The 23,066-nt window shown below is 67.8% G+C and carries 19 protein-coding genes and 1 pseudogene; 8 read left to right on the top strand and 12 right to left on the bottom strand.

The genetic code is table 11. The features are described from left to right. Positions 1 to 171: 171 nt before the first annotated feature. Both NRB20_RS24470 and NRB20_RS24465 read right to left on the bottom strand, forming a co-directional pair. Positions 172 to 1,899, bottom strand: coding sequence for a DUF3556 domain-containing protein (locus tag NRB20_RS24470; RefSeq protein ID WP_153412951.1), 1,728 nt, complete (start codon positions 1,897 to 1,899; stop codon positions 172 to 174). An 80-nt stretch (positions 1,900 to 1,979) separates the two neighbouring features. Further along, a complete protein-coding gene (locus tag NRB20_RS24465) occupies positions 1,980 to 3,008 on the bottom strand; it encodes a LysR family transcriptional regulator (protein ID WP_194289992.1) in 1,029 nt (342 codons plus the stop codon). Positions 3,009 to 3,285: 277 nt separating this feature from the next. Between NRB20_RS24465 and NRB20_RS24460 the strand changes: the two genes are divergently transcribed. Together NRB20_RS24460 and NRB20_RS24455 are read left to right on the top strand one after the other, a co-directional pair. Further along, positions 3,286 to 4,419 (top strand): Rieske 2Fe-2S domain-containing protein, encoded by a 1,134-nt coding sequence (locus NRB20_RS24460; protein ID WP_153412948.1) that lies wholly within the window; start codon positions 3,286 to 3,288, stop codon positions 4,417 to 4,419. A 35-nt stretch (positions 4,420 to 4,454) separates the two neighbouring features. Further along, positions 4,455 to 4,694: a ferredoxin gene (locus NRB20_RS24455; RefSeq protein WP_153413168.1), complete on the top strand. Its 240-nt coding sequence runs from the start codon at positions 4,455 to 4,457 to the stop codon at positions 4,692 to 4,694. Between the two features lie 6 nt (positions 4,695 to 4,700). On the opposite strand, the gene NRB20_RS24450 is transcribed toward NRB20_RS24455, so the two are convergent. Next, the gene (locus tag NRB20_RS24450; RefSeq protein ID WP_153412946.1) at positions 4,701 to 5,207 is read right to left on the bottom strand and encodes a DUF6508 domain-containing protein; all 507 of its coding nucleotides are present in this window, start codon (positions 5,205 to 5,207) and stop codon (positions 4,701 to 4,703) included. Positions 5,208 to 5,406: 199 nt separating this feature from the next. Then, positions 5,407 to 6,552 carry an FAD-dependent monooxygenase gene (locus NRB20_RS24445; RefSeq protein WP_406603872.1) on the bottom strand — a complete coding sequence of 382 codons (1,146 nt, stop codon included), beginning with the start codon at positions 6,550 to 6,552 and terminating at the stop codon, positions 5,407 to 5,409. A 31-nt stretch (positions 6,553 to 6,583) separates the two neighbouring features. Here NRB20_RS24445 and NRB20_RS24440 point away from each other — a divergent pair, with 31 nt between their 5' ends. Continuing rightward, the gene (locus NRB20_RS24440) at positions 6,584 to 7,495 is read left to right on the top strand and encodes a LysR family transcriptional regulator (protein ID WP_227833820.1); all 912 of its coding nucleotides are present in this window, start codon (positions 6,584 to 6,586) and stop codon (positions 7,493 to 7,495) included. A 258-nt stretch (positions 7,496 to 7,753) separates the two neighbouring features. On the opposite strand, the gene proS is transcribed toward NRB20_RS24440, so the two are convergent. Next, a complete protein-coding gene (proS, locus tag NRB20_RS24435; protein WP_153412942.1) occupies positions 7,754 to 9,193 on the bottom strand; it encodes a proline--tRNA ligase in 1,440 nt (479 codons plus the stop codon). 163 nt (positions 9,194 to 9,356) lie between these two features. On the opposite strand from proS, the gene hpnE reads away from it, so the two are divergent. Continuing rightward, positions 9,357 to 10,703 (top strand): hydroxysqualene dehydroxylase HpnE, encoded by a 1,347-nt coding sequence (hpnE, locus tag NRB20_RS24430; protein ID WP_153412940.1) that lies wholly within the window; start codon positions 9,357 to 9,359, stop codon positions 10,701 to 10,703. Between the two features lie 83 nt (positions 10,704 to 10,786). On the opposite strand, the gene NRB20_RS24425 is transcribed toward hpnE, so the two are convergent. From NRB20_RS24425 to NRB20_RS24415, 3 genes are read right to left on the bottom strand one after another with little or no spacing between them, the layout of a single operon-like run. After that, positions 10,787 to 12,985 (bottom strand): molybdopterin oxidoreductase family protein, encoded by a 2,199-nt coding sequence (locus NRB20_RS24425; protein ID WP_153412938.1) that lies wholly within the window; start codon positions 12,983 to 12,985, stop codon positions 10,787 to 10,789. 2 nt (positions 12,986 to 12,987) lie between these two features. Then, positions 12,988 to 14,574, bottom strand: coding sequence for a flavin-containing monooxygenase (locus NRB20_RS24420; RefSeq protein WP_319945332.1), 1,587 nt, complete (start codon positions 14,572 to 14,574; stop codon positions 12,988 to 12,990). Next, positions 14,571 to 15,470, bottom strand: coding sequence for a PucR family transcriptional regulator (locus NRB20_RS24415; RefSeq protein ID WP_194289991.1), 900 nt, complete (start codon positions 15,468 to 15,470; stop codon positions 14,571 to 14,573). Before NRB20_RS24415 ends, NRB20_RS24420 begins: the two co-directional genes overlap by 4 nt. A 193-nt stretch (positions 15,471 to 15,663) precedes the next feature. Here NRB20_RS24415 and NRB20_RS24410 point away from each other — a divergent pair, with 193 nt between their 5' ends. The 3 genes from NRB20_RS24410 to NRB20_RS24400 all read left to right on the top strand — a co-directional run bounded on the left by NRB20_RS24410 (position 15,664) and on the right by NRB20_RS24400 (position 19,197). Then, on the top strand, positions 15,664 to 16,278 hold the full coding sequence (locus tag NRB20_RS24410; protein ID WP_153412935.1) for a TetR/AcrR family transcriptional regulator: 615 nt from the start codon (positions 15,664 to 15,666) through the stop codon (positions 16,276 to 16,278). Continuing rightward, positions 16,275 to 17,492, top strand: coding sequence for an oxygenase MpaB family protein (locus NRB20_RS24405; RefSeq protein WP_153412933.1), 1,218 nt, complete (start codon positions 16,275 to 16,277; stop codon positions 17,490 to 17,492). Before NRB20_RS24410 ends, NRB20_RS24405 begins: the two co-directional genes overlap by 4 nt. A gap of 529 nt (positions 17,493 to 18,021) precedes the next feature. Then, positions 18,022 to 19,197, top strand: a complete 1,176-nt coding sequence (locus tag NRB20_RS24400) for a PucR family transcriptional regulator (protein WP_194289990.1) — start codon at positions 18,022 to 18,024, stop codon at positions 19,195 to 19,197. A gap of 665 nt (positions 19,198 to 19,862) precedes the next feature. Here the strand turns inward: NRB20_RS24400 and NRB20_RS24395 are convergent. From NRB20_RS24395 to tatB, 4 genes and pseudogenes are all read right to left on the bottom strand, one after another. Beyond that, positions 19,863 to 20,876 carry an alpha/beta hydrolase gene (locus NRB20_RS24395; RefSeq protein ID WP_194289989.1) on the bottom strand — a complete coding sequence of 338 codons (1,014 nt, stop codon included), beginning with the start codon at positions 20,874 to 20,876 and terminating at the stop codon, positions 19,863 to 19,865. Between the two features lie 116 nt (positions 20,877 to 20,992). Further along, positions 20,993 to 21,307, bottom strand: coding sequence for a Sec-independent protein translocase subunit TatA (tatA, locus tag NRB20_RS24390; protein ID WP_153412930.1), 315 nt, complete (start codon positions 21,305 to 21,307; stop codon positions 20,993 to 20,995). A gap of 89 nt (positions 21,308 to 21,396) precedes the next feature. Then, the gene (locus NRB20_RS24385; protein ID WP_153412928.1) at positions 21,397 to 21,750 is read right to left on the bottom strand and encodes a hypothetical protein; all 354 of its coding nucleotides are present in this window, start codon (positions 21,748 to 21,750) and stop codon (positions 21,397 to 21,399) included. Between the two features lie 417 nt (positions 21,751 to 22,167). Beyond that, positions 22,168 to 22,530: pseudogene (gene tatB, locus NRB20_RS24380) on the bottom strand (Sec-independent protein translocase protein TatB); the annotation flags it as partial. Between the two features lie 263 nt (positions 22,531 to 22,793). On the opposite strand from tatB, the gene NRB20_RS24375 reads away from it, so the two are divergent. Beyond that, positions 22,794 to 23,015 carry a hypothetical protein gene (locus NRB20_RS24375; protein ID WP_153412925.1) on the top strand — a complete coding sequence of 74 codons (222 nt, stop codon included), beginning with the start codon at positions 22,794 to 22,796 and terminating at the stop codon, positions 23,013 to 23,015. The last annotated feature ends 51 nt before the right edge of the window (positions 23,016 to 23,066 follow it).

Genomic DNA, 23,066 nt, shown 5'->3' with positions numbered 1-23,066 from the left:
ATCTAGCTCACCGTACCGCATCCACGCCGGTCGAGAATCCGCGTGAACATCTGCGCCGCAACATCTTCGAGTGAACGCTCACATGTCGCACCGGCCCGGCGGCACGCACGCAGGACCGCCACCGCACCGGATATCAGCGCGCCGAACGGGGCCTCACCGCCCGGATCGCCACTACCCCGCCGACGCCCCGCCGGTCACCTGTACCGGCACATCATCGGCCCACGGCTGCCGGGTGACCATATCCGCGACCCGCACGAACCCGGACTCGAACTCCCCGGTCGCCGCGTCCACCAGCCGATAACGCTGGGTCTGGTGCTGGATCGGCTGACCGTCGAGCAACACCACCCGCACCTCGCCGGGTTCGAATCCGCAGCGCTCCTGCAACGCCGCGATCAGCTGTTCGTTGTGCATATGCCCGTCGCCGAAGTTCCAGCCGATCGCGGTGCTACAGATGCGTTCGCCGTCGGTGATGACGTAGTCGTCCTCGTTGCCGTCGGCCATCGCCCGGTGCGCGAGGGTGAACAGCGCCCGGCCGTGGGTGTTCATGGCGCGGAAGGCATAGCCGAGGTACAGCGGGATCTGCGCGCGGTCCTCACCGTAGAACTTCTCCAGTTGGGCCTGGGGCATGCTCGCGATCGCGACGATGTTCGCGCCGATCTTGGCCGAGGCCGAGGGCTTCACACACCACAGCGTGGTGTCCCAGTTGCCCGCGTAGTACCGCATGCCCGGCAGGAAGGAGATGTAGCGCGGGAACAGATTTCCCGCCACGACGACGCCCGCGATCACGAGGAAGAACAGGACCACCGGCACGGGATGCCGAAGATCGCCGAGTCCGCGATCGGCGTGCGCCACGAAGAGCGACAGCACGCCGAAGATCATGAAGACGTTCCATTCCAGCGGCACGCCCATCGGTATCGCGGTCAGGATGCCCAGGTGGAACAGCACCATGACGGCGGCCGCGATCGCGGTCGGCACACCGCCGTGCACGAAGAACAGCACCAGCGGAACACACAGTTCGACCGCGGTGGCGCAGTGCGCGACGATCCGCGAGGCCCGCCCGGGACGCAGGTCGTCCGGGAACTTCTCGAAGAACATCCGCTTGAGTGACCGGTGCCGCAGCAGCGGATTGTTGGACATCATCGTCGAGATGACGAACGGGAAGTGCAGGTTCAGCTTCGAGACCGCCGCACCCATCCAGATGACCAGGAAGACGAGTTTCGCCGCGACGAGCCCGTCCGCGCCGAACAGGAAGGCCAGGGTCAGCGCGCCGTAGACCTCGCCGCGCGCGGCCAGGAAGATCGCCTTGTCGCGCAGGCCGAGCACCGCCAGCAGCACCAGGATCAGCCCGATCTCCCACACCGGCAGCAGCCCGACCGCGGCGTGCGGCGCGGGGATCGGCCCGGTGCCGTCGGAGAACAGCGCCACCACGGTGGCCACCAGCAGCGCCGCGTACAACGCGATGTCCAGCGGGGTGCGCGTGGTTCCGGCGGTGAGCGGGATCCGCGGCCACGGCGGCAGCCGAATCGTCCTGGGCCGCAACCAGTACAGGATCGAACCCAGCGGCGGGAAGTAGCGATTGTTCAACGGCCCGAATCCGCAGCCGAGGCCGATCACCTCGAACAGCATCGTGTAGAGCACGACCTTCTGGAACACGATCGGCTCCGACCACCAGCGCCCGACGTCCAGGAATCCGTCGATTCCCTTGGTGGACAACACGATCAACCAGCCGATCAGGATGTACAGCAGGACCTTGCCGACATACGCCAGGTGCAGCACGACCGGCGTCCCGAATCCGACCTCGGCCCAGTGCCGCGCCATCGGCCGGATCCGCTCGGCGCGCGTGCCCCTACTCCACTCCGCCATGTCGACCACCGGCAGGTCCGGTTCCAGGAACCCCATCGCACACTCCCATCCGCACTCACCCGGACCGTCGAGCCTCGATCCGGGCCCCGCCACGGTGGCATGCCCGCGATGTGCTGTCAATCATGTCCGGACATGTGTCTCGATAAGTGCGTGGGCAGGAACAGCGGCCGGTCCGCGTCGGGTACCCAGCAGTCCGCGCCGATATCGCCGTTGTAGTTCTCCCGGACGTGCGCGATCAGCGGCGGCAGCCCCGGATGCGCGTCGGCGCCCGCCCACAGCAGCGCGTGCGGATAGGCCGGGGTGGGATCGAAGATCGGCAGGCGGCGGACGTGCGGATGCCAGGGGAAGCGATAGCCGTCCCCGGCGAAACTCGCCAGCGTGTCCGAGGCCGCGAGCCGATCCAGCACGGCCTCGAGTCCGAACGGTCCCCGCCCCTTCTCCCGATCGTCCTCCCGTTCGGCCGGACCGCCCGGCACCCGGCCGGTGAGGATCTCGATGCCGCTGAACGCACTCCATTCCCGGTAGTAGTCGCCCCATTCGGACGGCACCCCGGCACCGGGCACCCACACCGGATAGGGCGCGATCTGTGCCGGTGTGACCGCCGAGCGCGCGGCCAGCGGATGGTTGCGGCCGACCAGCAGATGCAACGGTTCCAGATGTGCCGCAATCGATCCCGTGCCGGGCGGCAACGGATGCGGTCCGCCGTGCGCCCGCGCGAAGGTCGCGTCCACACGACCGCAACGCAGCGCCTCGCGACCGGACCGGAACGCGGTGCACAGCACGACCTCCACGTCCGCGTCGGGATTGTGGTCCTGGTAGTACCGCATCGACACCGCCGCGACCTGCCGCTCCCCCTGCACCGCCACCCGCAGCGGCCGCAGTTGCGCCCGCGCCGCGAGCACGGTGTCCCGCGCGACCGCGAGCAGTGCGCGCGCGTGCGGCAGCACCTTCACGCCCGCGGTGGTCAGCGCGGTGCCCGAGGCGAGCCGGTCGAACAGGCTCATCCCGAGCTGACTCTCCAGTTTCGCCACCCGCTTGGACACGCCCTGCTGCGTGATCCCCAGGACCTGCGCCGCATGACCGAACTGCCCCTCGTCCACCACGGTTACGAACGCTCGCACCGCCGCGAGATCGAGATCCGTCACCACACCTCCCGTTACACCGGCCGGTTGTGCAGCATAGCGAGCGCGGCACCGCCTCCGCACCCATGGGAACAACCAGCGGTTGTCGAATTCGCCGCGCCCGCACGGCCTCTCGCACCTCGCCGCACCGCGCGCGCCGGACCCGCGCACATCGCGTCCGGTCAGTGAAACTCTCTGCCCGGCAAGGCAGTTGGCGGTGTTATAACCGAGGTACCGCGGATCGGCCCGGGACGCAGGGCCGCACAGCCCACCTCCGCAGGCACGCACCCCAGGAGTCGCGATGACAACCACGAACGACGAGATCCGGCATATCGAAGCCCAGGCCGCACCCACCAGATTCGCCCGCGGCTGGCACTGCCTGGGCCTGGTCCGGGACTTCTCCGACGGCGAACCCCACGCGATCCACGCGTTCGGCACCCGGCTCGTGGTGTTCCGCGGCGCGGACGGCACGCTCAACGTGCTGGACGCCTACTGCCGGCACATGGGCGGGGATCTGTCCGACGGCGAGATCAAGGGCAACGAGATCGCCTGCCCGTTCCACGACTGGCGCTGGGGCGGGGACGGTCGCTGCAAGCAGATCCCGTATGCCCGGCGGGTGCCGCCACTGGCGCGGACCCGGGCCTGGACCACGCTCGAACAGGACGGACTGCTGTTCGTCTGGAACGATCCGGAAGGCGGCAAACCGCCCGCCGAGGTCACCATTCCGCGGATCGAGGGCGCGGGCGACGACGAGTGGACCGACTGGCACTGGTACACCACGGTCGTCGACACCAACTGCCGCGAGATCATCGACAACATCGTGGACATGGCGCATTTCTTCTACATCCACGGTTCGCTGCCGGTCTACTTCCGCAACGTCTTCGAGGGGCATGTCGCCACCCAGTACTTCAACGGCGGGGCCCGCGAGGACCTGCCCGCGCCCGAGGGCAAACCCAAACCGCTGGGTACCACCTCGGTCGCCGCGTACTACGGGCCCTCGTTCATGATCGACGATCTGGTGTACCACTTCGAGGGCGGCGACTTCCAGACCGTGCTGCTCAACTGCCACTATCCGATCGACGCGAATTCCTTCGTGCTGCAATACGGCATCATCGTGCGCAAATCACAGACGCTGCCCGCCGACGAGGCGATGGCCACCGCGATCGCGCTGGGCGATTCGGTGAAGGCCGGATTCGAACAGGACGTCGCGATCTGGAAACGCAAGGCGCGCATCGACAATCCGCTGCTGTGCGAGGAGGACGGGCCGGTCTATCAGCTGCGCCGCTGGTATCAGCAGTTCTACGTCGACGTGGCCGAGGTGACCCCGGAGATGGTGGACCGCTTCGAATTCGAACTCGACACCACCCGCCCGGTCGAGGCGTGGCAGCGGCAGGTGCGGGAGAACATCGCCCGGCAGGCCGAGGCCGCTTCGTGACCGGACCCGCCGACGAGCGGCTGCGCACCGCACCGATGCTGCCGGTGCGGTGCGAGCAGTGCGGTGCGGGGGTGCTGGCGCGCAAGAGCAGCTGGGCGCAGACCAGCGTGCAGTGGAATGCCGCCGCGACGGCCGCGTGTGTGGAGCGGCACGCCGCGGCGGAACTGTCCCGGGCACCACTGCCGTACTGCACGTCGATGCGTGAATCCATCAGGGCCGCAGCGGAATCCGGCGTACTGCCGGTGCTGGATCCGGATGCGGGCGGGCCCCGCTGAGGCTCGTCAGGAACGTCGGCGCAGCCGCCACCAGCGCCGGTCGGCGGCGCGGACGGCCCGATCGGGCACCAGGACGGGTTCCTCGGGACGATCGGGCTGTTCGCTGTGCCAGGTCCGCAGGCGTTCCAGGGCGACGGCGAGGGTGCCGTCCTCGAGCAGGTGGGCGATGGTGCCGGTGACCGAGCGTTCGGAATTGATCATCGCGCTGAGCACCCGCGCCGATTCCGCGACGGGCGCGTCGGCCAGGCCGTGGCCGGTCTCGTAGCGGATCAGGCCGTCCCACTGCCGCCAGGGGAATTCCACGACCACGCCCGCGCCCTCCAGCGCGGCCAATAAGACGTTCATCTCGTCGCTGTAGCGGATGTAGGGCTGCTGACCGGAATTGAAGATCCACTCCGAATGCGGGCCTTCGGAGGCCAGCACCTTGTCCGCCGCCGACCACAGGGTGCCCCAGCAGTCGGAAGACGTCGCACGCAGCCGAGATTCGATCACCGCGTCATCGAGAACATCCACTACGCCACCGTACCGCGCACCCGCACAGGCGATTTCCGGCCACTGTGAGCACTCCCGTGGCTAATTCGGATATCGCGAGGCCCGGGGACGGAACCGCGGCGATCGGCGCTGGTCAGCTACGGATCGTCGCATCGAACCGCTTGTGCGGGACCGCATTTGGGAAAATAACGGACGGACCGTACGGTCTCGAGTTTCGGGATCAATTCTCGTCGTACGGGGCCGTGGTCAGCATCCAGTGGCTGAACGCCGCGTATCGCCGGGCGAATTGTCCGGCGTCGGCGGCGAATTCGATCTCCGCCGAGAATTCCCGGACGCGGGCGAATCGTTCCCGGCGGCGGCGCTCGTATTCGCGCAGGGCGGTCGGGAGATCCGCGGTGGCGGACAGGCATGCCCGCAGTACGCCGACATCCTCGACGCCGAGGGTGCCGCCGGCGGAGATGTGCGGTGAAAGGCCGTGTGCCGCATCGCCGATCAGCGCCACATGTGCGGAGGTCCAGTGCGGAAGTTCCGGGACGAGCAGGATCGGGTTCTCCAGGATCGCGTCCTCCGGGGTGGCCTCGATCATCCGCAGCAACTCGTCGTGCCAGCCGTTCTCGGCGAGGTTGTGCGCTCGCGCGAGGGCCCGGTCACGCGGTGTGCCGGGTAGTTCGCCGACGTCGAACTGGTTCACCATCCACATCGTTCGGTCGCCGGGCAGGCGGGAGTAGCCACCGCGGGTGCGGTCGCGGCCGACGGTCAGGACGGTGCCCTCGGGACGTTCGGCACCGGCGGGAATCACTGCGCGCCACGCGTAGTGACCGGCGTCGGGTCGCGCGGCGCTGTCGGGCACGAGTGCGGCCCGGACCTTCGAGTGCACGCCGTCCGCGCCGACGAGCAGATCCGCGTCGAGGTGCCGCCCGGACTCGAGCAGTACGCGTACCCCGTCGCCGGTCTCGGTGAATCCGGTGACCCGGTCGCCGAGCCGAATGCGTTGCGGGCCAACCGCATCGGCCAGCAGGACATTCAGTTCCGGTCGTGCGACGAACAGGAACCGGTGCGCGTCGTCGCCGTAGCCGGCCGGACGCACCGGACGACCGGCCGCGTCGAAGAACCACGCGTCGATCTCGTGACCGGCCGATCGCACGTCCGCGCCGATGCCGAGCCGATCGAATTCGCGAAGTGCGTTCTCCCACAGCCCGATTCCCGCACCCGCCGCGCGGATCTCCGATGCCTGTTCCACGACGGTCACCTCGTGGCCCGCCTGACCGAGCGCGGCCGCGGCCGTCAACCCGACCAGTCCACCGCCTGCGACGACTACTCGCATGATCTGCTTCCCTTGTCGAAATCCATTGGTGCCGAAATCAATTCAACGACCGCCACGATATGATTGCAAATGCATGCTTCTGATCTTTACCATGCACCACATGCATGTGGATCTGAACCTGCTCACCGCCCTGGACGTCCTGCTGGCCGAGCGGAGCGTGGGCGCGGCCGCGGATCGCATGCATCTGTCCCAACCGGCCATGAGCCGCACCCTCGCCCGCCTGCGCCGGGTGACCGGCGATCCGATCCTGGTCCGCTCGGGCCGCACCATGCTCCCGACGCCCTACGCCGAGCAGATCCGCGACGAGTTGCGCGCCCTGGTCGAGCAGGCGCACGCGATCCTCACGCCGCCAACGGATTTCGACGCCGCGACGGTGCGGCGCATCTTCACCGTGCAGTGCAACGACGTGCTGGCCAACGCGATGGTCGCGGATCTGCTGACCCGCATCCGCCGCGACGCTCCCGGCGTCCGGCTGCGGATCCTCGGCGAATCCGAGACCGCGTCGAACGAACTCCGCGAGGGCCGCATCGACGTCCGCCTCACCGCCGACGAACCGCACGAACCGGATCTACGCTCCCGGGTCGTCGCCGCCGACCATCTCGTCCTGGTCCGCACCAGCCCCGAAACACCCCGCACCCCAGCGGAATTCGCGGCGTTGGAGCACGTCGCGGTATCCCGCCGCGGCCGTCTGCGCGACCCGATCGACGACATCCTCGAAGAACACGGACTATCCAGGCGCGTAGTACTTTCGGTCCCCACCCTCGACATCGCCCTGCGCGCGGTGGCCACCGGCGACCTCGCCGCGGTCGCCCCGGCGTCCTTCGCTCACCACACCATCCACCCCGGCCTCACCGTCCACCCGCTCCCCTTCCCCCTCCCGCCGATCCGCGCCATCATGTCGTGGCACGCCCGTGTGGACACCGACCCGGCCCACGCCTGGCTCCGCGATCTCATCGCCGCGTCGGCCGCGACGATCGACACGTAGACGATCGACACGTAGTAGAGACTCCGACCCGGCCCAGAGGCGCAGGGCCGGGCACGTCGTGCGGCAACAATTCCCGGCACGCAGTAGAGACTCCTGCCCGAACCAGAGGCGCAGGGCCGGGCACGTCGTGCGGCAACAATTCCCGGCACGCAGTAGAGACTCCTGCCCAGCCCAGGGACGCGGGGCCGGGCACGTTGTGCGGCAACAATTCCCGGATCGATGAAGGCCCGGCCCCAGAGTGCGGGGCCGGGGCGGGGATCAGTAGGCGCGGCCGAAGATGACGCGCTTGCCGTAGGCGGACGGGGCGTCGCAGCGTACGCAGGTGCCGGTGGCGGGGTCGCCGTCAGCCGGGATGCAGCGCGGGGTGGCGGCGGTGGCGGATTTGATCTGTTCCTCGCACTCCCGGGTGCCGCAGTGCAGGGCCACGGCCCAGCCGGTGGATACCGCTTCGGCGAATTCGTCCCAGGTGTCCACGGTTCGGGTGTGCTCGTCGCGGAACGCGGTGGCGCGGGCCAGGAGGTAGGACTGGAATTCCTCCAGGATGGCGGGAATCTCCTTGGGCAGGGAGTCCAGGGCGACGGACTGTTTACCTTCTCCGCCAAGACGTTTCACCATCATCGCGGTGCCGTTCGCCAGGTCGCGGGGGCCGAGTTCCAGGCGGATCGGGACGCCGCGCATCTCCCATTCGTTGTACTTGAATCCAGGGGTGAGTTGCGGGCGGGCGTCGACGTGGACGCGCACACCGGCCGCGCGCAACGCACCGGCCAGCCGATCGGCGGCCGCGAGCACCTCGGTGTCCGCACCCCGGACGATCGGCACGATCACCACCTGGTGCGGCGCGAGGCGCGGCGGGAACACCAGGCCCTTGTCGTCGCCGTGGGTCATCACGATGCCGCCGATCATGCGGGTGCTCATACCCCAGGATGTGGTGTGGCACAACTCTTCCCGGCCCTGCTCGCCGGTGTAGCGGATGCCGAAGGCGGTGGCGAAGTTGGTGCCCATGTAGTGCGAGGTTCCGGCCTGCAGGGCGCGGCCGTCGCGCATCATGCCCTCGATGGTGTGGGTCGCGACCGCACCGGCGAACCGCTCGCCCGGGGTCTTCTCCCCCGGCACCACCGGTATCGCGGCCAGATCCCGGGCGACCTCGTGATAGATGTCCAGCGCGAGCATGGTCTCGCGCAACGCGTCGTCCCGATCCAGATGTGCGGTGTGGCCCTCCTGCCACAGGAATTCGGTGGTGCGCAGGAACATTCGCGGCCGCATCTCCCAGCGCACCACATTGGACCACTGGTTCAGCAGCAGCGGCAGATCCCGGTGCGAGCCGATCCACTTGGCCATCATCTCGCCGATGATGGTCTCCGAGGTCGGCCGCACCACCAGCGGCTCGTCGAGTTCCTTACCGCCCGCGTGGGTGACGATCGCCAGTTCCGGGGAGAAACCCTCGACGTGTTCGGCCTCGCGACTGAGGTAACTCTGCGGAATCAGCAGGGGGAAATAGGCGTTCTCGTGTCCGGTCTCCTTGATCCGCCGGTCGAGTTCGCTCTGGAGCTGCTCCCACAATCTGTAGCCATACGGTCGGATGATCATGGTGCCCTTGGCCGGACCTCGATCCACGAGCCCCGCCTTGAAGACCACCTCGTTGTACCAGGCGGCGAAATCCTCACTCTGCGCTGTCACACCACGTTCATCCCGTGCCATGGTCGCTCAGGATACCTGTGCGGATTCACCATCCCGCGCCGATCCGGTTGGTCACGACCGACATCCGCGCTTGCGGCAATGAAACATGAAACCTATCTTTGACTCATACTCGGACAGGGGTCGCCGTGATCGCTGCCCGCTCTCTCGCACCCGGAGGTCGCAGATGGACAACACCCGCCGATTCGTGGTCGTCGGTGGCGGGCTGGCCGGGCTGGCCTCCGCGGTATGGCTCGCCGAAGCCGGACACCGGGTGACGCTGCTCGAACGCCGGGCCCGGCTGGGCGGGCGCACCCAGGCGATGCGGGTGCCGGAGGTCGATGATCTGGCCGACAACGGCCAGCACGTGCTGGCCACCGGCTACGACAACCTGTTCCGCTATCTGCGCAGCGTGGGCACCGAACATCTGGTGGAGTTCCCGCACGGCGGCGCGCTGCGCTGGCCCGACGGCCGCTCGGTTCTCATGCACACCAAGGGAATTCGCGCCCTGCCCACCCTGTTCGGCGCGCATCCGGACGCGAGCCCGATCGAACGGCTGCGCGCCTTGCGGGCCACCCTGCGGCTGGGGCGCGAGGCATTGTTCCAGCCCGCGGATCTGGCCGACATCACCACCGAACGCTGGTTCCAGCGCATCGGCATGCCTGCCAAAGCCCGTGAGGCACTGTGGGATTGGCTGGCGCTCGGGATCGCGGCCGAGCGGGTGGACCGCGAATCGGCCAAGGTGTTCGCCGATGTGCTGGCCACCGGCATCCGGAAGGGCATCAAGGGCCGTCACGCGGTCGGAATCGGTTATCCGACAGTCGATCTGGATACATTGTTCATCACCGGGGCCGAGCGCGCGTTCGAGCGGTACGGCGTCGAGGTGCGGTTCCGGGCCGTGGCCGACCGCGTCGTCATCGAGAACGGCCGGGCCACGGGTGTGCGGCTGGCCGACGGCAGTGTGGTCGATGCCGACGGCGTCATCGTCGCGGTGCCCAACTCGCGCATCCACGGACTGCTCGACGGACTGCCCGAACACGCCGAATTGTATGCCGCGGCAGACAAATTGGGTTATACGCCGATCGTGAGCACGAACCTCTACCTGGATCGGCCGCTGGGCACCAAGGCCGCGATGGAGGCGATCATCGGCGGCACGGGCGTCATCGACGAGGTCTTCGACCGCCAGCGCATGCACCGCCGCGTCCCCGACGGGGCCTGGCTGTACTGCCTGACCACCAGTGGGGCCTACGAGCAGATCCACAAGAGCAACGAGGAGATCATCACCGAGCAGATCGCGTTGCTGCGCAAGCACTATCCCGCCGCCGCGGCCGCCGAGGTGGTGCACGCGCACGTGGTCAAGATGCCCCGGGCGACCTTCTCCCAGGCCGTCGGCACCGACAATCTGCGCCCCGACCAGCGCACCTCGGTTCCCAACCTGGTCATCGCCGGTGACTGGACCCGCACCGACTGGTCCGCCACCATGGAGAGCGCGGCCCAGAGCGCCGCGAAAGCCGTTGCGGCACTGATGAAATAGTCCCCGCACGCGAACGCATCGGGTTCCGAAGCCGCGGTTCACACCCCGACTTCGGAACCCGCGCGGCCTCTCGGGCTCGAATGTCAGGCGGTCGGCAGCGGAATGTTCTCGGCCGCAGCGGATATGTCCGCCCGCATCCCGGCCGCACTCGTGATATTGACCCACGTGTTGTTCACCGCCGCCGTCCCGGAGATCGGATCGACCAGCGCCGGATCGTGCAGCAGATTCACATTCGAACCCGGCAGCGACGCGGCCAACCGCCACCCGACGCCAGGTTCGCGATGGCCCCAACCATGCGGCACCGCAACGGTTCCCGGCCGGATCTCGTCGCCGACCTCGAGCGTGACGACGATCGAACCGGTGCGCGAGGTGACGGTCACCTGTTCGCCGTCCACGAGACCGCGGTCGGCGGCGTCGGCGGGATGCATCAGCGCGGTGCAGCGGTCGCGGCCCTTCACCATCGCCGGGACGTTGTGCAGCCAGGAGTTGTTGCTGCGCAGGTGACGTCGGCCGATCAGGCGCAGATCGTAACCGTCCGCCCCGGCCTCGCGATCATGCTCGAGCAGGGTGCGCGCGGCGGCCAGGAAATCCGGCGGCGCGAGGTGCACCCGCCGATCCCGGGTCGCGATGATCGAATCCAGCCGCGGCCGCAGTGGTCCGAGATCCGCGCCGCCCGGCATGGCCCGCACCTTCGCGACCGTGAGCCCCTTGCGTCCACGTCGCAGCACACCGTAGGGACCCGCGGCGATGGCGGCCCCGGCGAGGCGAATCGGGTTGAGCTGGGCGAAGATTCGGTCCGCTACCGGCGCGGTGAACCGCCGCACCGGTAGCGGCAGCACCTCGGTGATCAACCGCGCCATGATCTCCCAGTCCTCCTTACCCCCGGCCGGGGGTTCGAAGACCGCGGCGTCGTAGCGCAGGTTGTTGCGCACGCTGAACACCGGGAACAGCAGATTCACATCGGTGCGTTCGAGCGGCGAGACCGGCGGCAGGATGATGTCCGCGTGCCGCGTCGTCTCGGTCACGTACATGTCAACGGCCACATAGAATTCCAGCGAATCCAGCGCCTCCCCCAGCTTCCCGCGCTGCGGTGTGGAAAGCACCGGATTCCCGGCATAGGTGACCATCGCGCGGATCTGCCCCTCGCCCTCGGCGAGGATCTCCTCGGCCATCGCCGCGACCGGCAGCTCGGTGCGGAACGACTTGTACCGCCCCGAACGATCGGTCCACGCACCGTGCTTGACCCGCAGATATTTCGCGTAGGGCGCGGCGTCGGCGGGCGGGGTCGCGAACATCTGCCCACCGGGCCGATCCAGATTCCCGGTGACCGCGTTGATCGTATTCACCAGCCAGTGCGTGAGCGTGCCGGTGACCTGCTGACACACCCCGATCCGCGCGTAGATCAGGGCGGACGTGGCGGCGGCGTGCTCACGCGCCAATCGGCGAATGGTCTCCGCGTCGACACCGGCACGAGGCGCGGCGACCTCCGGATCGCATTGCGCCGCAAGCGCACTCAGCTCCTCCCAGCCGGTGCACCGCGCCCGCACCGCGACGGCGTCGCACAATCCCTCCGAGATCAGCACGTGCAACATCCCCAGCAGCAGATACACATCCCCGCCCGGAATCACCGCCACATGCTCATCGGCCAGCCGCGCGGTCTCGGTCCGCCGCGGATCGATCACCACGACCTTCCCGCCCCGCTGCCGCACATTCTTGATGCGCTGGCGGGCATTGGGCATGGTGGTGACCGATCCGTTGGACACCGCCGGATTCGCACCCAGGATCAGCAGCCGATCGGTGCGGTCGATATCGGCGACCGGCATCAGCACATTGGAGCCGAACATCTGCCAGGCCGCGAACTCCTGCGGGAACTGATCGATCGACGACGCGGAATAGAAGTTCCGGGTCGCCAGCGCGACCCGCAGCAGAATCCCGTACAGCCCCGAAGTGCTGTGTGCCGCAGGGTTTCCCAAATACATCCCGATCGCGCTCGCGCCGTGTTCGGCACGGATCGCACGCAGCCGCCGCCCGATCTCGGCGAACGCCTCGTCCCACCCGATCGGCTCGAAACGATCGCCGACCCGCCGCACCGGGGTGCGCAGCCGATCCGGATCGTGATGCAGCCCGCCCATGGCCGTGGCCTTGGGACAGATGTATCCGTGGGAGAGCACGTCGTCCGGATTGCCCTCGATCCGGGCGACGCGATCGCCCTCGACGGCGACCAGGATCCCGCAGTGCGCCTCACAGAGGGTGCACTGCCGTGCGACGGTGCGAGTATCCATGTCTATTCCTCTCGAGTTGGACCCGCCCCGAGCCTACCGGCCACATCGCGCGCCGTATACGGTCCGGCCGCGGGTTCGGCGCGGCTTTCCACCGGTTCGGGGAGCTCCGGGGTGGTGCGGTAGTCGTTCAGATCCAGTCGCCGGGTGCGCTCGCGGTATTCGCGCATCGACCCGGGCCAGTTGTTGGTGTTGACCGGACCGGTCGCGGTCTGGGCCACGTACCAGCTGTGGCAGCCGCCGGTGTTCCACACCGTGGTCGAGAGCCGATCCTGCGCCCGCTCGTCGAAACGTGCCAGCGACTCCGCGCGCACCTCGAGATACCGGATGCGCGAAAGTTGTTCCACCGCATGCACGATATGGTTCATCTGGCTCTCCAGCATGTGCACGATCGAGCCCGAACCGACATTGGTGTTGGGCCCGTACATCAGGAAGAAGTTCGGGAAGCCCGGCACCGACAACCCCAGGAACGCCCGCGGCCGCTGCTGCCACACCGCGTCCAGATCCCGATCGTGCAGACCGGTGATCCGCATCGGCGAGACGAAGTCGTGGGAGCGGAAACCCGTTGCGAGAACGACGGTGTCGGCGTGATGCGCCCGCCCGTCGGCATCGACCACCGCGCGCGGGCCGATGTGATCGATGGGCCGGGTGACGACCCGGACGTTCGGCCGGTTGAGCGTCTCATAGTACTCGTTGGAGGTCAGGATGCGGTTGCAGCCGACCTCGTAACCGGGCGTCAACGCCGCCCGCAACGCCGGATCGGACACCCGCCGCAGATTCCACCGGCACCACGCCCGCACCGGCGCGGACAGGATGCGCCGCCCGTGCGGGGAGACCAGCATCGGATTCAGGATCATCTCGAACCACAGGAAGATCCCGGCCCGGGAGATCTTCTGTAGCAACGGAATCCGTCGATTGACGAACTTGCGCAACTTCGGATACTCCCGATCCGGCTTGGGACTGATCCAGTACGGCTGCCGCTGGAAGATCGTCACCGACCGCGCCCGCTCGGCGATGTGCGGCACGAATTGCAGTGCGCTGGCGCCGTTTCCGATCACCGCCACATCGCGCCCGGCCAGCTCGTGTTCGTGATCCCAACGCGCCGAATGGAATACCCGTCCGGTGAACTCGTCCAGCCCCGCGATCGCCGGATACGACGGCCGGCTCAGCTGCCCGCAGGCCGCGACGAACAGATCCGCGGTGAACTCCGTCCCGTCCGCGGCGGTCAGCACCCAGTGCACCGCGACCGGATCGAACCGGGCCGCGACGATCTCGGTCCGGAACCGGATGTGCGGCATCAGCGCGTTGTCCTCGGCGCAGTTCTCCAGGTACCGCAGGATCTCGGGCTGTTCGGCGAAACGTCGCGACCAGTCCGGATTCGGTTGGAACGAATAGGAATACAGGTGCGAGGGCGCGTCGCAGGCCGCGCCCGGATAGCTGTTGTCGCGCCAGACCCCGCCGACCCCGTCCGCCTTCTCGAAGATCGTGAAATCGGTGTAGCCCGCGCGCTGGAGCCGGATCGCCAGCCCCAGTCCGCTGAAACCGCTGCCGACGATGGCGACCGACGGCCGGGACTTACTGCTTGTCCTCACATCCGCTCCTGAGTGGCTGATCGGTTACGGATGCGCGGGGCGGCCAGTTCCGCGCAGTGGTAGCCGTAGACGATGAGCGCGGACTGTAGATACCACAGCCCGCTGGGCCAGTTCGGATCCAGACCGGTCAGCTCCCGGATCCGGCGCAACCGGTAATCGACTGTGTTGCAATGGATCTTGAGCAGTCGCGCGGTGGTCTGGCGCTGGAATCCGTTGTCGATGTGCAGGCGCAGCGTCTCGAGCAGATCCGGATGCGCCGCGATCCGCTCGATCACGGTCTGGAGATATTCGGTCGCCGGGCCGGGCCGGGTGAGCTGGTATTCGAGGGACAGCTCCCGGAACCGGTACAGCCGCGGCGGGTAGTGCAGCCGGTGGATGATCTCCAGCAGCTCGTGCGCGACCACGGTGGCCCGCGGAATTCCGGGCGCCTCGGCGGGCACCGCGACCGCGACGACCGGCGCGTGCGCCGCGCGCGAGAGCTGCGGCGCGAGTTCCGGGGGCAGATCGCCGTGCTCGCCCACCGGCACCAGCACCGTGCCGCCGTGCACGCCCAGCAGCGGTAATGCCTGTTCACCGCACACCGCGTACACCGCGTCCTGCACCCGGGCCAGCCGCGCGGCGCCGCTCTCGGACTCGGCCTGCACCGGAATCCGGCGTAGCGATTCCCCGGCGATACCCAGGGCGACGACGGTGTACGACTCGGCGACGGGGATTCCGGCGGCGCGGGCGACCGCGCCGACGCTCTCCCCGCTCATCAAGGCCGCACTCATCGTCGCCACGGCGCCGACTCGGTCGCCGGCCGCGGCCCGCAGCCGCTGCAGATGGGTCATCACCGCCACCATGGATTGTGGGACGCCGTCCTGATCCGGATCGTCCCGAGATAGCTTCTGCCGCATGCGGTTCGGTCCACCGCGCGCCTCTCCGACGGCTTCGGCATGGGATGTGTTGCGTAGCACTGACGGCCCCCGTCCTCTGGTTGCCCTGTGTCGGATGCCGACCAGATTAACGCCGATGCAACAAAGCATCAATAGTTGATTCAACGTCGGGTCATTTTTTGACACAATGTAACAATCTCAGTATCGTTGGTGCATGCCGAAGTGTCGCGACGAGGTCGACCAGCGCATCCTGGACGCGGCCCTGGCCAGAATCCTGCAGGTGGGCATCCGACGGAGCAGTCTCGACGACATCGCCCGCCGGTCCGGCATCAATCGCGTCACCATCTACCGGCGCTTCTCCGGCAAGGACAAGCTGATCGAGGCCGTGCTCGAACGCGAGACCGAACGCATGCTCACCGAGGTCGGCTCGATCCTCACCGACGCCGAGGACATCGACGAACGCATCGAACAGACCGTGCTGTACGTGCTGCGCCAGACCCGCATGCACCGGCTGGTCCGGCAGTTGCTGGACGTCGCGCCCGAAGAGGCGCTGACCTTCTACACGGTGCACGGCGGCGAGATGGTCGCCCTGGGCATCGGCTATATCGCCGATCTGCTCGACCGCGCCCAGCACGCCCGCCTGATCGCCCGCTACGACAGTGAGCCGATCGCGGAAATGATTGCCCGACTGGCACATTCGCTCATGCTGACCCCGAAGGGCGGGGTCGACTTCACCGTCGACGAGGCCACCCATCATTTCGTCCGCACCACCATCGTGCCGATGGTCAAGTACGGGATAGCCACGAGTTCGAAGGAGATCACCCGATGAATCAGACCGTTCCCCTCCGGCACCCCGCCGGACCCCGTCCCGTCCCCGGTCTGCGACCGTTCGCCCTGATGCTGGGCCTGGCCAAACCCTCCCCCGCGCGCTGGAGCGAACTCGGCGCGGGCCTGACCGTCGGCGATCAGCGGATGGACGAACTCGTCGACTGGATGTACCGGGAGGGCATGGACCGCACCCGGCCGCAGTTCGAGCAGGCGCTGCGCGAGGGTATCGACGCGGTGCCCGACGCGCCGGAACCGTTGCGCGCGTTCTTCGTTCACATCGAGACCCCGCCGCCGTGGCTGGATCGGGACAAGGTCGCGCGCGGCGAACTGGTCTTCCGCCTGGGCAGCGCGGACGGGCTCTACATCGCCCGCGACGTGTCGTTCCTCGGCGGCTATCTGGCCTCGGGCTTCAACAAGACGCTGCTGCGCACCGGCGCGCTGGAAAAGGGGCCGTCCAAGCGATTCGCCGAAACCCTCCAGTGGGCACTGGACGTCACCAGCGAGGGCGGGATGTCCCCGCTGGGCCCGGGTTACCGCTCCACGATCCACGTGCGGTTCATCCACGCCCTGGTGCGCCGCCACGTCGCGGCCATGCCCGACTGGCAGGGCGAGGAGTGGGGGCTGCCGATCAATCAGACCGATATGGCCGCCACGCTCGTGGGCGCGTTGATCGCGCCCTTCGTCGGCGCGATGGCGATGGGATTGCTGGCACCGCCGCGCGACCTCGAGGCCGCGGCCCATCTGACCCGCTACGTGGGCTGGCTGATCGGCGTGGATGATCAATTGCTGCCCAACAGCTTTCGCGACTCGGTCCGCGTTCTCTACCACTGCCTCACCGCCATCACCAATCCCGACGAGACCTCGCCGCAGCTCGCGGTGCCGATGGCCGACGATCCGCTGGGCTGGCACTATCCCAATCTGCCGGGACTGCGCGGGCGCATCGCCCGGCTCCAGCATCTGTCGGTCTCGAGCCTGTTCCTGGGCCCCTCGGCCATGCGGAAACTGGGGCTGCCCGGATATGTGCTGCCCTGGTATCCGCTGCTGCGCATTCCGATCAACCTGTTCCGCTCGATCACCGCGCGGATCGTGCCGGGCGGTGTGGCGCGCGCGGCCGTGCGCGGACGCCGCGCCCAGGAGAGATTCCTGCGCACCCTGATCGGTTCGGACGCCGCGGTCATCGGCGATTCGGCGCACCACATCGGGCACGCCGCCTGAGGCGGAACTCGCCCGGCGGCCCCGACCGTGGGCCTGCTGCTGAAATGGTGGGGTACCGCCGGGCGAGAGTGTGGCACCGGCCGCGCAGTGCGGTGCCACACGGATAAGTTACGTCGGGCCGACCGGGCCGCGGAATGCCGTGGCGGCAACGCTGGAATTGTTACGACGATTACCGGCCCCGGCTCGGAAAGCTCGACACCCTCACTTGCACAACGAGATTCGCACTCCCCCTCGACGCTGCCGGGCATCCGTCACGATCGCGGCGCATGGTACGCACCGCCGAGATCTCGGGAGGGACGATCGAGCCCTATTGGGGCATCGTGACAACACGAACTGTGACCGGATCCAAATATTCGGTGCCGCGCTCAGCACGAATCACTCGATTCTCTCGTGGCCGAAATAGCCGATGCATCAGGTATTGATGCATTGTTTCATTCGGGGCTATTCTGTCCTTCACTCCGAGAGAACATCCGGGACTACCGACCGGCCCCGGCCCTCGCGGCCGAGCCGAGCGTCGAATGGAGTACACATGTTCGTCACCGCTGACGTCCGCTATCCGCTCCCATCCATCGGTGATCAGCGCGCACCGCGCCGTGATCACCTCGTCCCCGCCGAACAGGCGGAGATCCTCCGGATCTGCCGGACGGTACTCACCGATCTGCTCCGCGCGCCGGACGAGCCCGAACGGGTCGCCGGCATCCTCGACCGCCTGCGCGAAGCGGTCGGAGCCGCTGCGGCACAAGGACTTTCCACCGAGCACTGCGCGGCGGCGATGCAGCGGGCGGCCCGCGAGAGCTTCGAGCAGCTCTCCCGGACGGCCGTCTCCGACGACGACCGGCTCGTCACGGCGACCAAGCGGTTCATCGAGATTCGCGAACTGGTCACCTCGACGATCGCCGAGACCGGCGTCACCGCGCTGCGCCCGGCCGCGATGGCGCCCGCGGTGCCCTTCCACGTCATCGCGGCCACCCTCGGGAATCTGCCCGTCGACTCGCCCCAGCAGGCCGAGGAGACCTACGCAGTCCTCGCGATAACCATTGCCGCACAGCAGGATTCCGGCCTCCCCGGCGATCGGGCGCATATGCGACACCGCGCCATGTGGGGCATCCGCACGGCCCTGGCCAACGGGTGCGAACTGCCGATGCTCTCGACGCTCGGGGACTGCGGCGGAACCATCCTGATCCCGTCCCGCGCGGCCGACGACGCCGCGCTGGAGGAGTTGATCGCGCAGTTGTCCGTCGCGGCGCACGTGCCGGTGACCGCGACGGTGTCCTTCGCGCCACGCACCGCCCTGGCCGACTTCGCCGACCACGCGCACGATCTGCTGGATCTCGTTGGGCGACTGGACTATCCGGCCGGTCTCTACCGCTTCGCGGACGTGGCGCTGGAGTACCAGATCACCCGTCCCGGCCCCGCACGCGACCGGCTGGCGACCATTCTGGACCCACTGGACGATCATCCGCACCTGCTCCAGACGCTGCTCACTCACTTGCAGACCAATCTGAACCGCCGCGATACCGCCAGACTGATGAACCTGCACCGCAATACGATCGATTACCGGCTGCGCCGCATCGAGGAATTCACCGGATACGATCCGCTCACCCAGCCCGGACTGTGGAATCTCCAGGCGGCGTTGATCGTTCGCGCCTACTGCCGGGGCGCGACGTCACCGGTTCCGGCGATCACCGCGTCCGCAGGAGCCTGAGGCTCCGCAACGAGCATCCGAGAAGCCCACGGCAACAACGGCTGCGGGCTCGCAGATTGCCACGACGTAGTCTCGATGCGACCCTCGAATCACGCGGCCCGCGAATCCGATGGATCGAGCGCACATCACCTCCGGCGCACATCACCTCGGGCGGGCACCACCTTGGCGCACATCACCTCCGGCGCACATCACCTCGGGCGGGCACCACCTTGGCGCACATCACCTCCGGCGCACATCACCTCGGGCGGGCACCACCTTGGCGCACATCACCTCCGGCGCGCACCACCTCCGGCGGGCACCACCTTGGCGCACATCACCTCCAGCGCGCACCACCTCCGGCGCGCACCACCTCCGGCGCGCACCACCTCCGGCGCGCACCACCTCCGGCGCGCACCACCTCCGGCGCGCACCACCTCCGGCGCGCACCACCTCCGGCGCGCACCACCTCCGGCGCGCACCACCTCCGGCGCGCACCACCTCCGGCGCGCACCACCTCCGGCGCGCACCACCTCCGGCGTACATCACCTCCGGCGTACATCACCTTGGGGGCGCATCACCTTGGACGTACATCGGCTGGGGCGCACATCGGCTGGGGCACAAGCCATCTCGAGCATCAGCAACCGGATTCGAAGGCCGCCCGCGACTACGGACGACCTCCACGTCCACTACCCTTTCAGACCCATCCCCTGGGCGAGCAGCGGCCACGAATTATGCAGTGCCTCTTCCCAATACGGCCAATAGTGCGTGCCGGTCGGGGTGAATTGGAATGTCGCCGGGATACGCAATGTATCGAGCCGGGTCTGGAGATTGTGGGTGCACTGATCGGCTGCGGCCTCGATGATCATGCCTAGGCCGAGGTTGACGTCACCGGCGGGCCCGCCGCGGGCCTGTTTCTGATAGTTCTGAATGTCAACCGGCGTGGGCAGCCCGTTCCCACTGGAGATGTAGAGCAGCGTGCCGCGCAGCTTCTCCGCGTTGACGAGCGGATCGTTCTGCACCCATTCCGGGCTGTCAGCGGGGCCGTACATGTTCTGCGGGTTGCCGCCCGCCCACAGGCCGATGACCAGGTTCACGAACATCCGCCCCATCGGATCGGCGATCTGCGCGCACCCGCTGTAGGCCGCGACGGACTTCCACAGTCCGGGCTTGGCCTCGGCCAGTTGCAGCACCGAGATTCCGGACATCGACAGACCGGTCAGGGCATTCAACCCCGTCGAGTGCAGGGTCCGGTCCAGCAGCGGCGGCAGTTCCGTGGTCAGGAACGTCTTCCATTTGTTCACGCCCAGACGGGGATCCGGCTTGTCCCAGTCGGTGTAGTAGCTGCCGCGACCACCGATCGGCTGCACGACGTTGATCGGCTTGCTACCGAGCCACTGGATCGCCGTGGTCTGCTTCTGCCAGTTCATCGGCCCCTCACCGGCGTCCAGGCCGTTGAGCATGTAGAGATCCGGCGCGGGCCGCGAGGTGTCGACCGGACGGAGCACGTCGACGGCGACCTCTTTCCCCATCGCCGCCGAATACACCTTCAGATGCCAGGTCCGCCCGTCCTTGACGATCGAGCTGACCGCCGACGGTTTCGGCGGCGCGGCCCCGCCGGGAATCGGCATCAGGAACAGCAGCATGGCCAGCGCTATCGCGACGGCACGCCGAGCGGCAACCTTGCACGGGTCGAAAACCATTGCATCCCTCGATAGTCGAACGGCCGGGGCGTCGGCGTCGGTCGCGCGATATCGCGCCGACGGACCCGACCACCCCGGCCGAAGTCGTTCTGTAGTCGATGACGGGCCGAGAGAGATCACTTCTCGGACAAGACTTTTCCTGGTTCCGGTACCGCCGGATGCGGTTCCGGCCGCGCACCGGCCTCGAAGGCCGACACCGTCGCGGCCGGCATCGGGCGCGCGATCGCGGTCGCCGCTCGCTCCGGCTCCGGACCGGATTCCTGCGCATGCGGCGGTTCGCTGTTCTCCGACTGCATCTCTCGCACCTCGCTCTTGAAGATGCGCAGCGAACGACCGGCGCCGCGGGCGGCCTCGGGCAAGCGTTTCGCCCCGAACAGCACGACGAGTACGCCGACGACGATCAACAGATGTGTGGGGCTCAGTGCACCCATGATCAACCTCCTGTCCCGAAGGCCGAGCGGCCCGGTGAACCTCACCGGGCCGCTCGGTTCCTCAGTTGTCGAAAATATTGCGGCAGCCCTCAGCAGCCCGGCAGGGTGGTGCCCGAGGAACCGGCGGAACCGGCCGCGGAGCCGGTGAGCGAGCACAGCATGCCGAGGCTGGAGTCGATCAACGCCGAGCCGGTGCTGAAAGCGACCGAATTCGCCGACGGGGCGGACGGCGTGGGGGCGGTCGTGGTGGTGGACGGCGACGGCGTGGTGCCGCCGCCGAGCCCCGGCAGGGACGACGAGCCGCCGTCGAGCCCGGGAATCGAGGAGCCGGAGCTGTCGTCCACGGGGGTCACCGCCAGTACCGCGGCGCTGGCCGGCCCGGCCGACAACGCCAATCCACCGGCGAGTGCTGCCGCCGCCATCAACTTTCCGAACTTGTTCATAGCCTGTTCAACCCTCTGCCTGCGCGGCTGATTTACATTGCACAGAACACATTATCCGGTATTTCATCGAGAACAAGACCGCTCGTGACAATGCACAACGGTATCGTGCGAGCGATGGTATCGAACGAACCGCATTTCATTATCCCATTCGCCGGTGCCGTAATTACCGATCGCGCCGATCACAAAGGCATACCGGCGCACGAAAACGAACCCGCCGACCACGGCCTCGTCGGGCCGAAAGGTATGACGGGTTCGTGGCGGCGCGGCGGGGTCGGCGCGGCCGGAATCCTGCTACGTGGCTTCCAGATCGAATCGGGGCAGCTCGTCCACGACAGGTCGCGGCTCGACCGGATACGTCCAGGTGGCGGCGTCGACAACACCGCCGTTGGCGGGATCGATCCACTCCTTGAACTCGACGGTCGCACCGCCGTCGACAGGCGCGCCCGGCGGTTCGGGAGCAGGTCCGGCCGAATTTCCCGGAGCCGGTTCGAATTCGCCGGTCAGAATCGAATCGTCACCGTCCAGCAGATATTTGGTGGCGATATCACGCGGGGACATACCGCGCAGTTCGCGCAACTGCGCCAGCGGCTCGCGAAACTCGTCCATCTCGGGACCGATTTCCGAGCGCAGCTGGTCCGCCGCACCCCCGACATAATCGCGAGCCTGCCGGAATGCGTCCATACTCCACTGGATGGCACCGGGCAGTCGTTCCGGACCGAGAATGACGAGGGCCGCGACGAGCAGAATCATGAATTCGGGCCAGCCGATTCCACCGAACATGTGTCGAGGGTAAAGGTCCACCGCCGAATCACGGGCCGCGATCGGGGAGATTGTGCCGATGCACAGCGTTCTGCCGGAATGTTTTGTACGCCCCGTCGACCGTCGTTTTCCGTCGATAACCGCTCAGCTGGGGCGATGCGGGCGCGAACGCATCGCCTCTTGTGCATAGTCACGATGATATTGCGATGCAGTGGAACTTGGTTAGTCTTTCTCTCGACCACTTAAGTTCGCCGCGCAGAGAGTTGCCAGAGGTTATGAGTGCAATGAAGAAGACATGTGCCGCAGTTGCGATCGCCGGTGGACTGGTGCTTGCCGCCGGCCCCGCGAATGCCGATATCCTCGGCGGCGGTTCGTCGACGCCGTCCACCGGATCGGCCGTGGTCGACAACGGGGTGCAGTTGGTTTGCGCTCTCGTCACCGGCATCACCGGTTCGGGGGCCTCGGTGATCGGATCCTCGGTTCCGGCCATCCCCGGCTGTAGCTGACCGAATCGAACACGAGCGCCGCAATCGCCGAGCGGGCCTCGGGCGGTGCGG

Source organism: Nocardia macrotermitis (assembly GCF_009604405.1).
Taxonomy (GTDB): domain Bacteria; phylum Actinomycetota; class Actinomycetes; order Mycobacteriales; family Mycobacteriaceae; genus Nocardia; species Nocardia macrotermitis.
The sequence above is the reverse complement of the archived record's forward strand: the minus strand, read 5'-3'. Positions and strand labels throughout refer to the sequence as shown.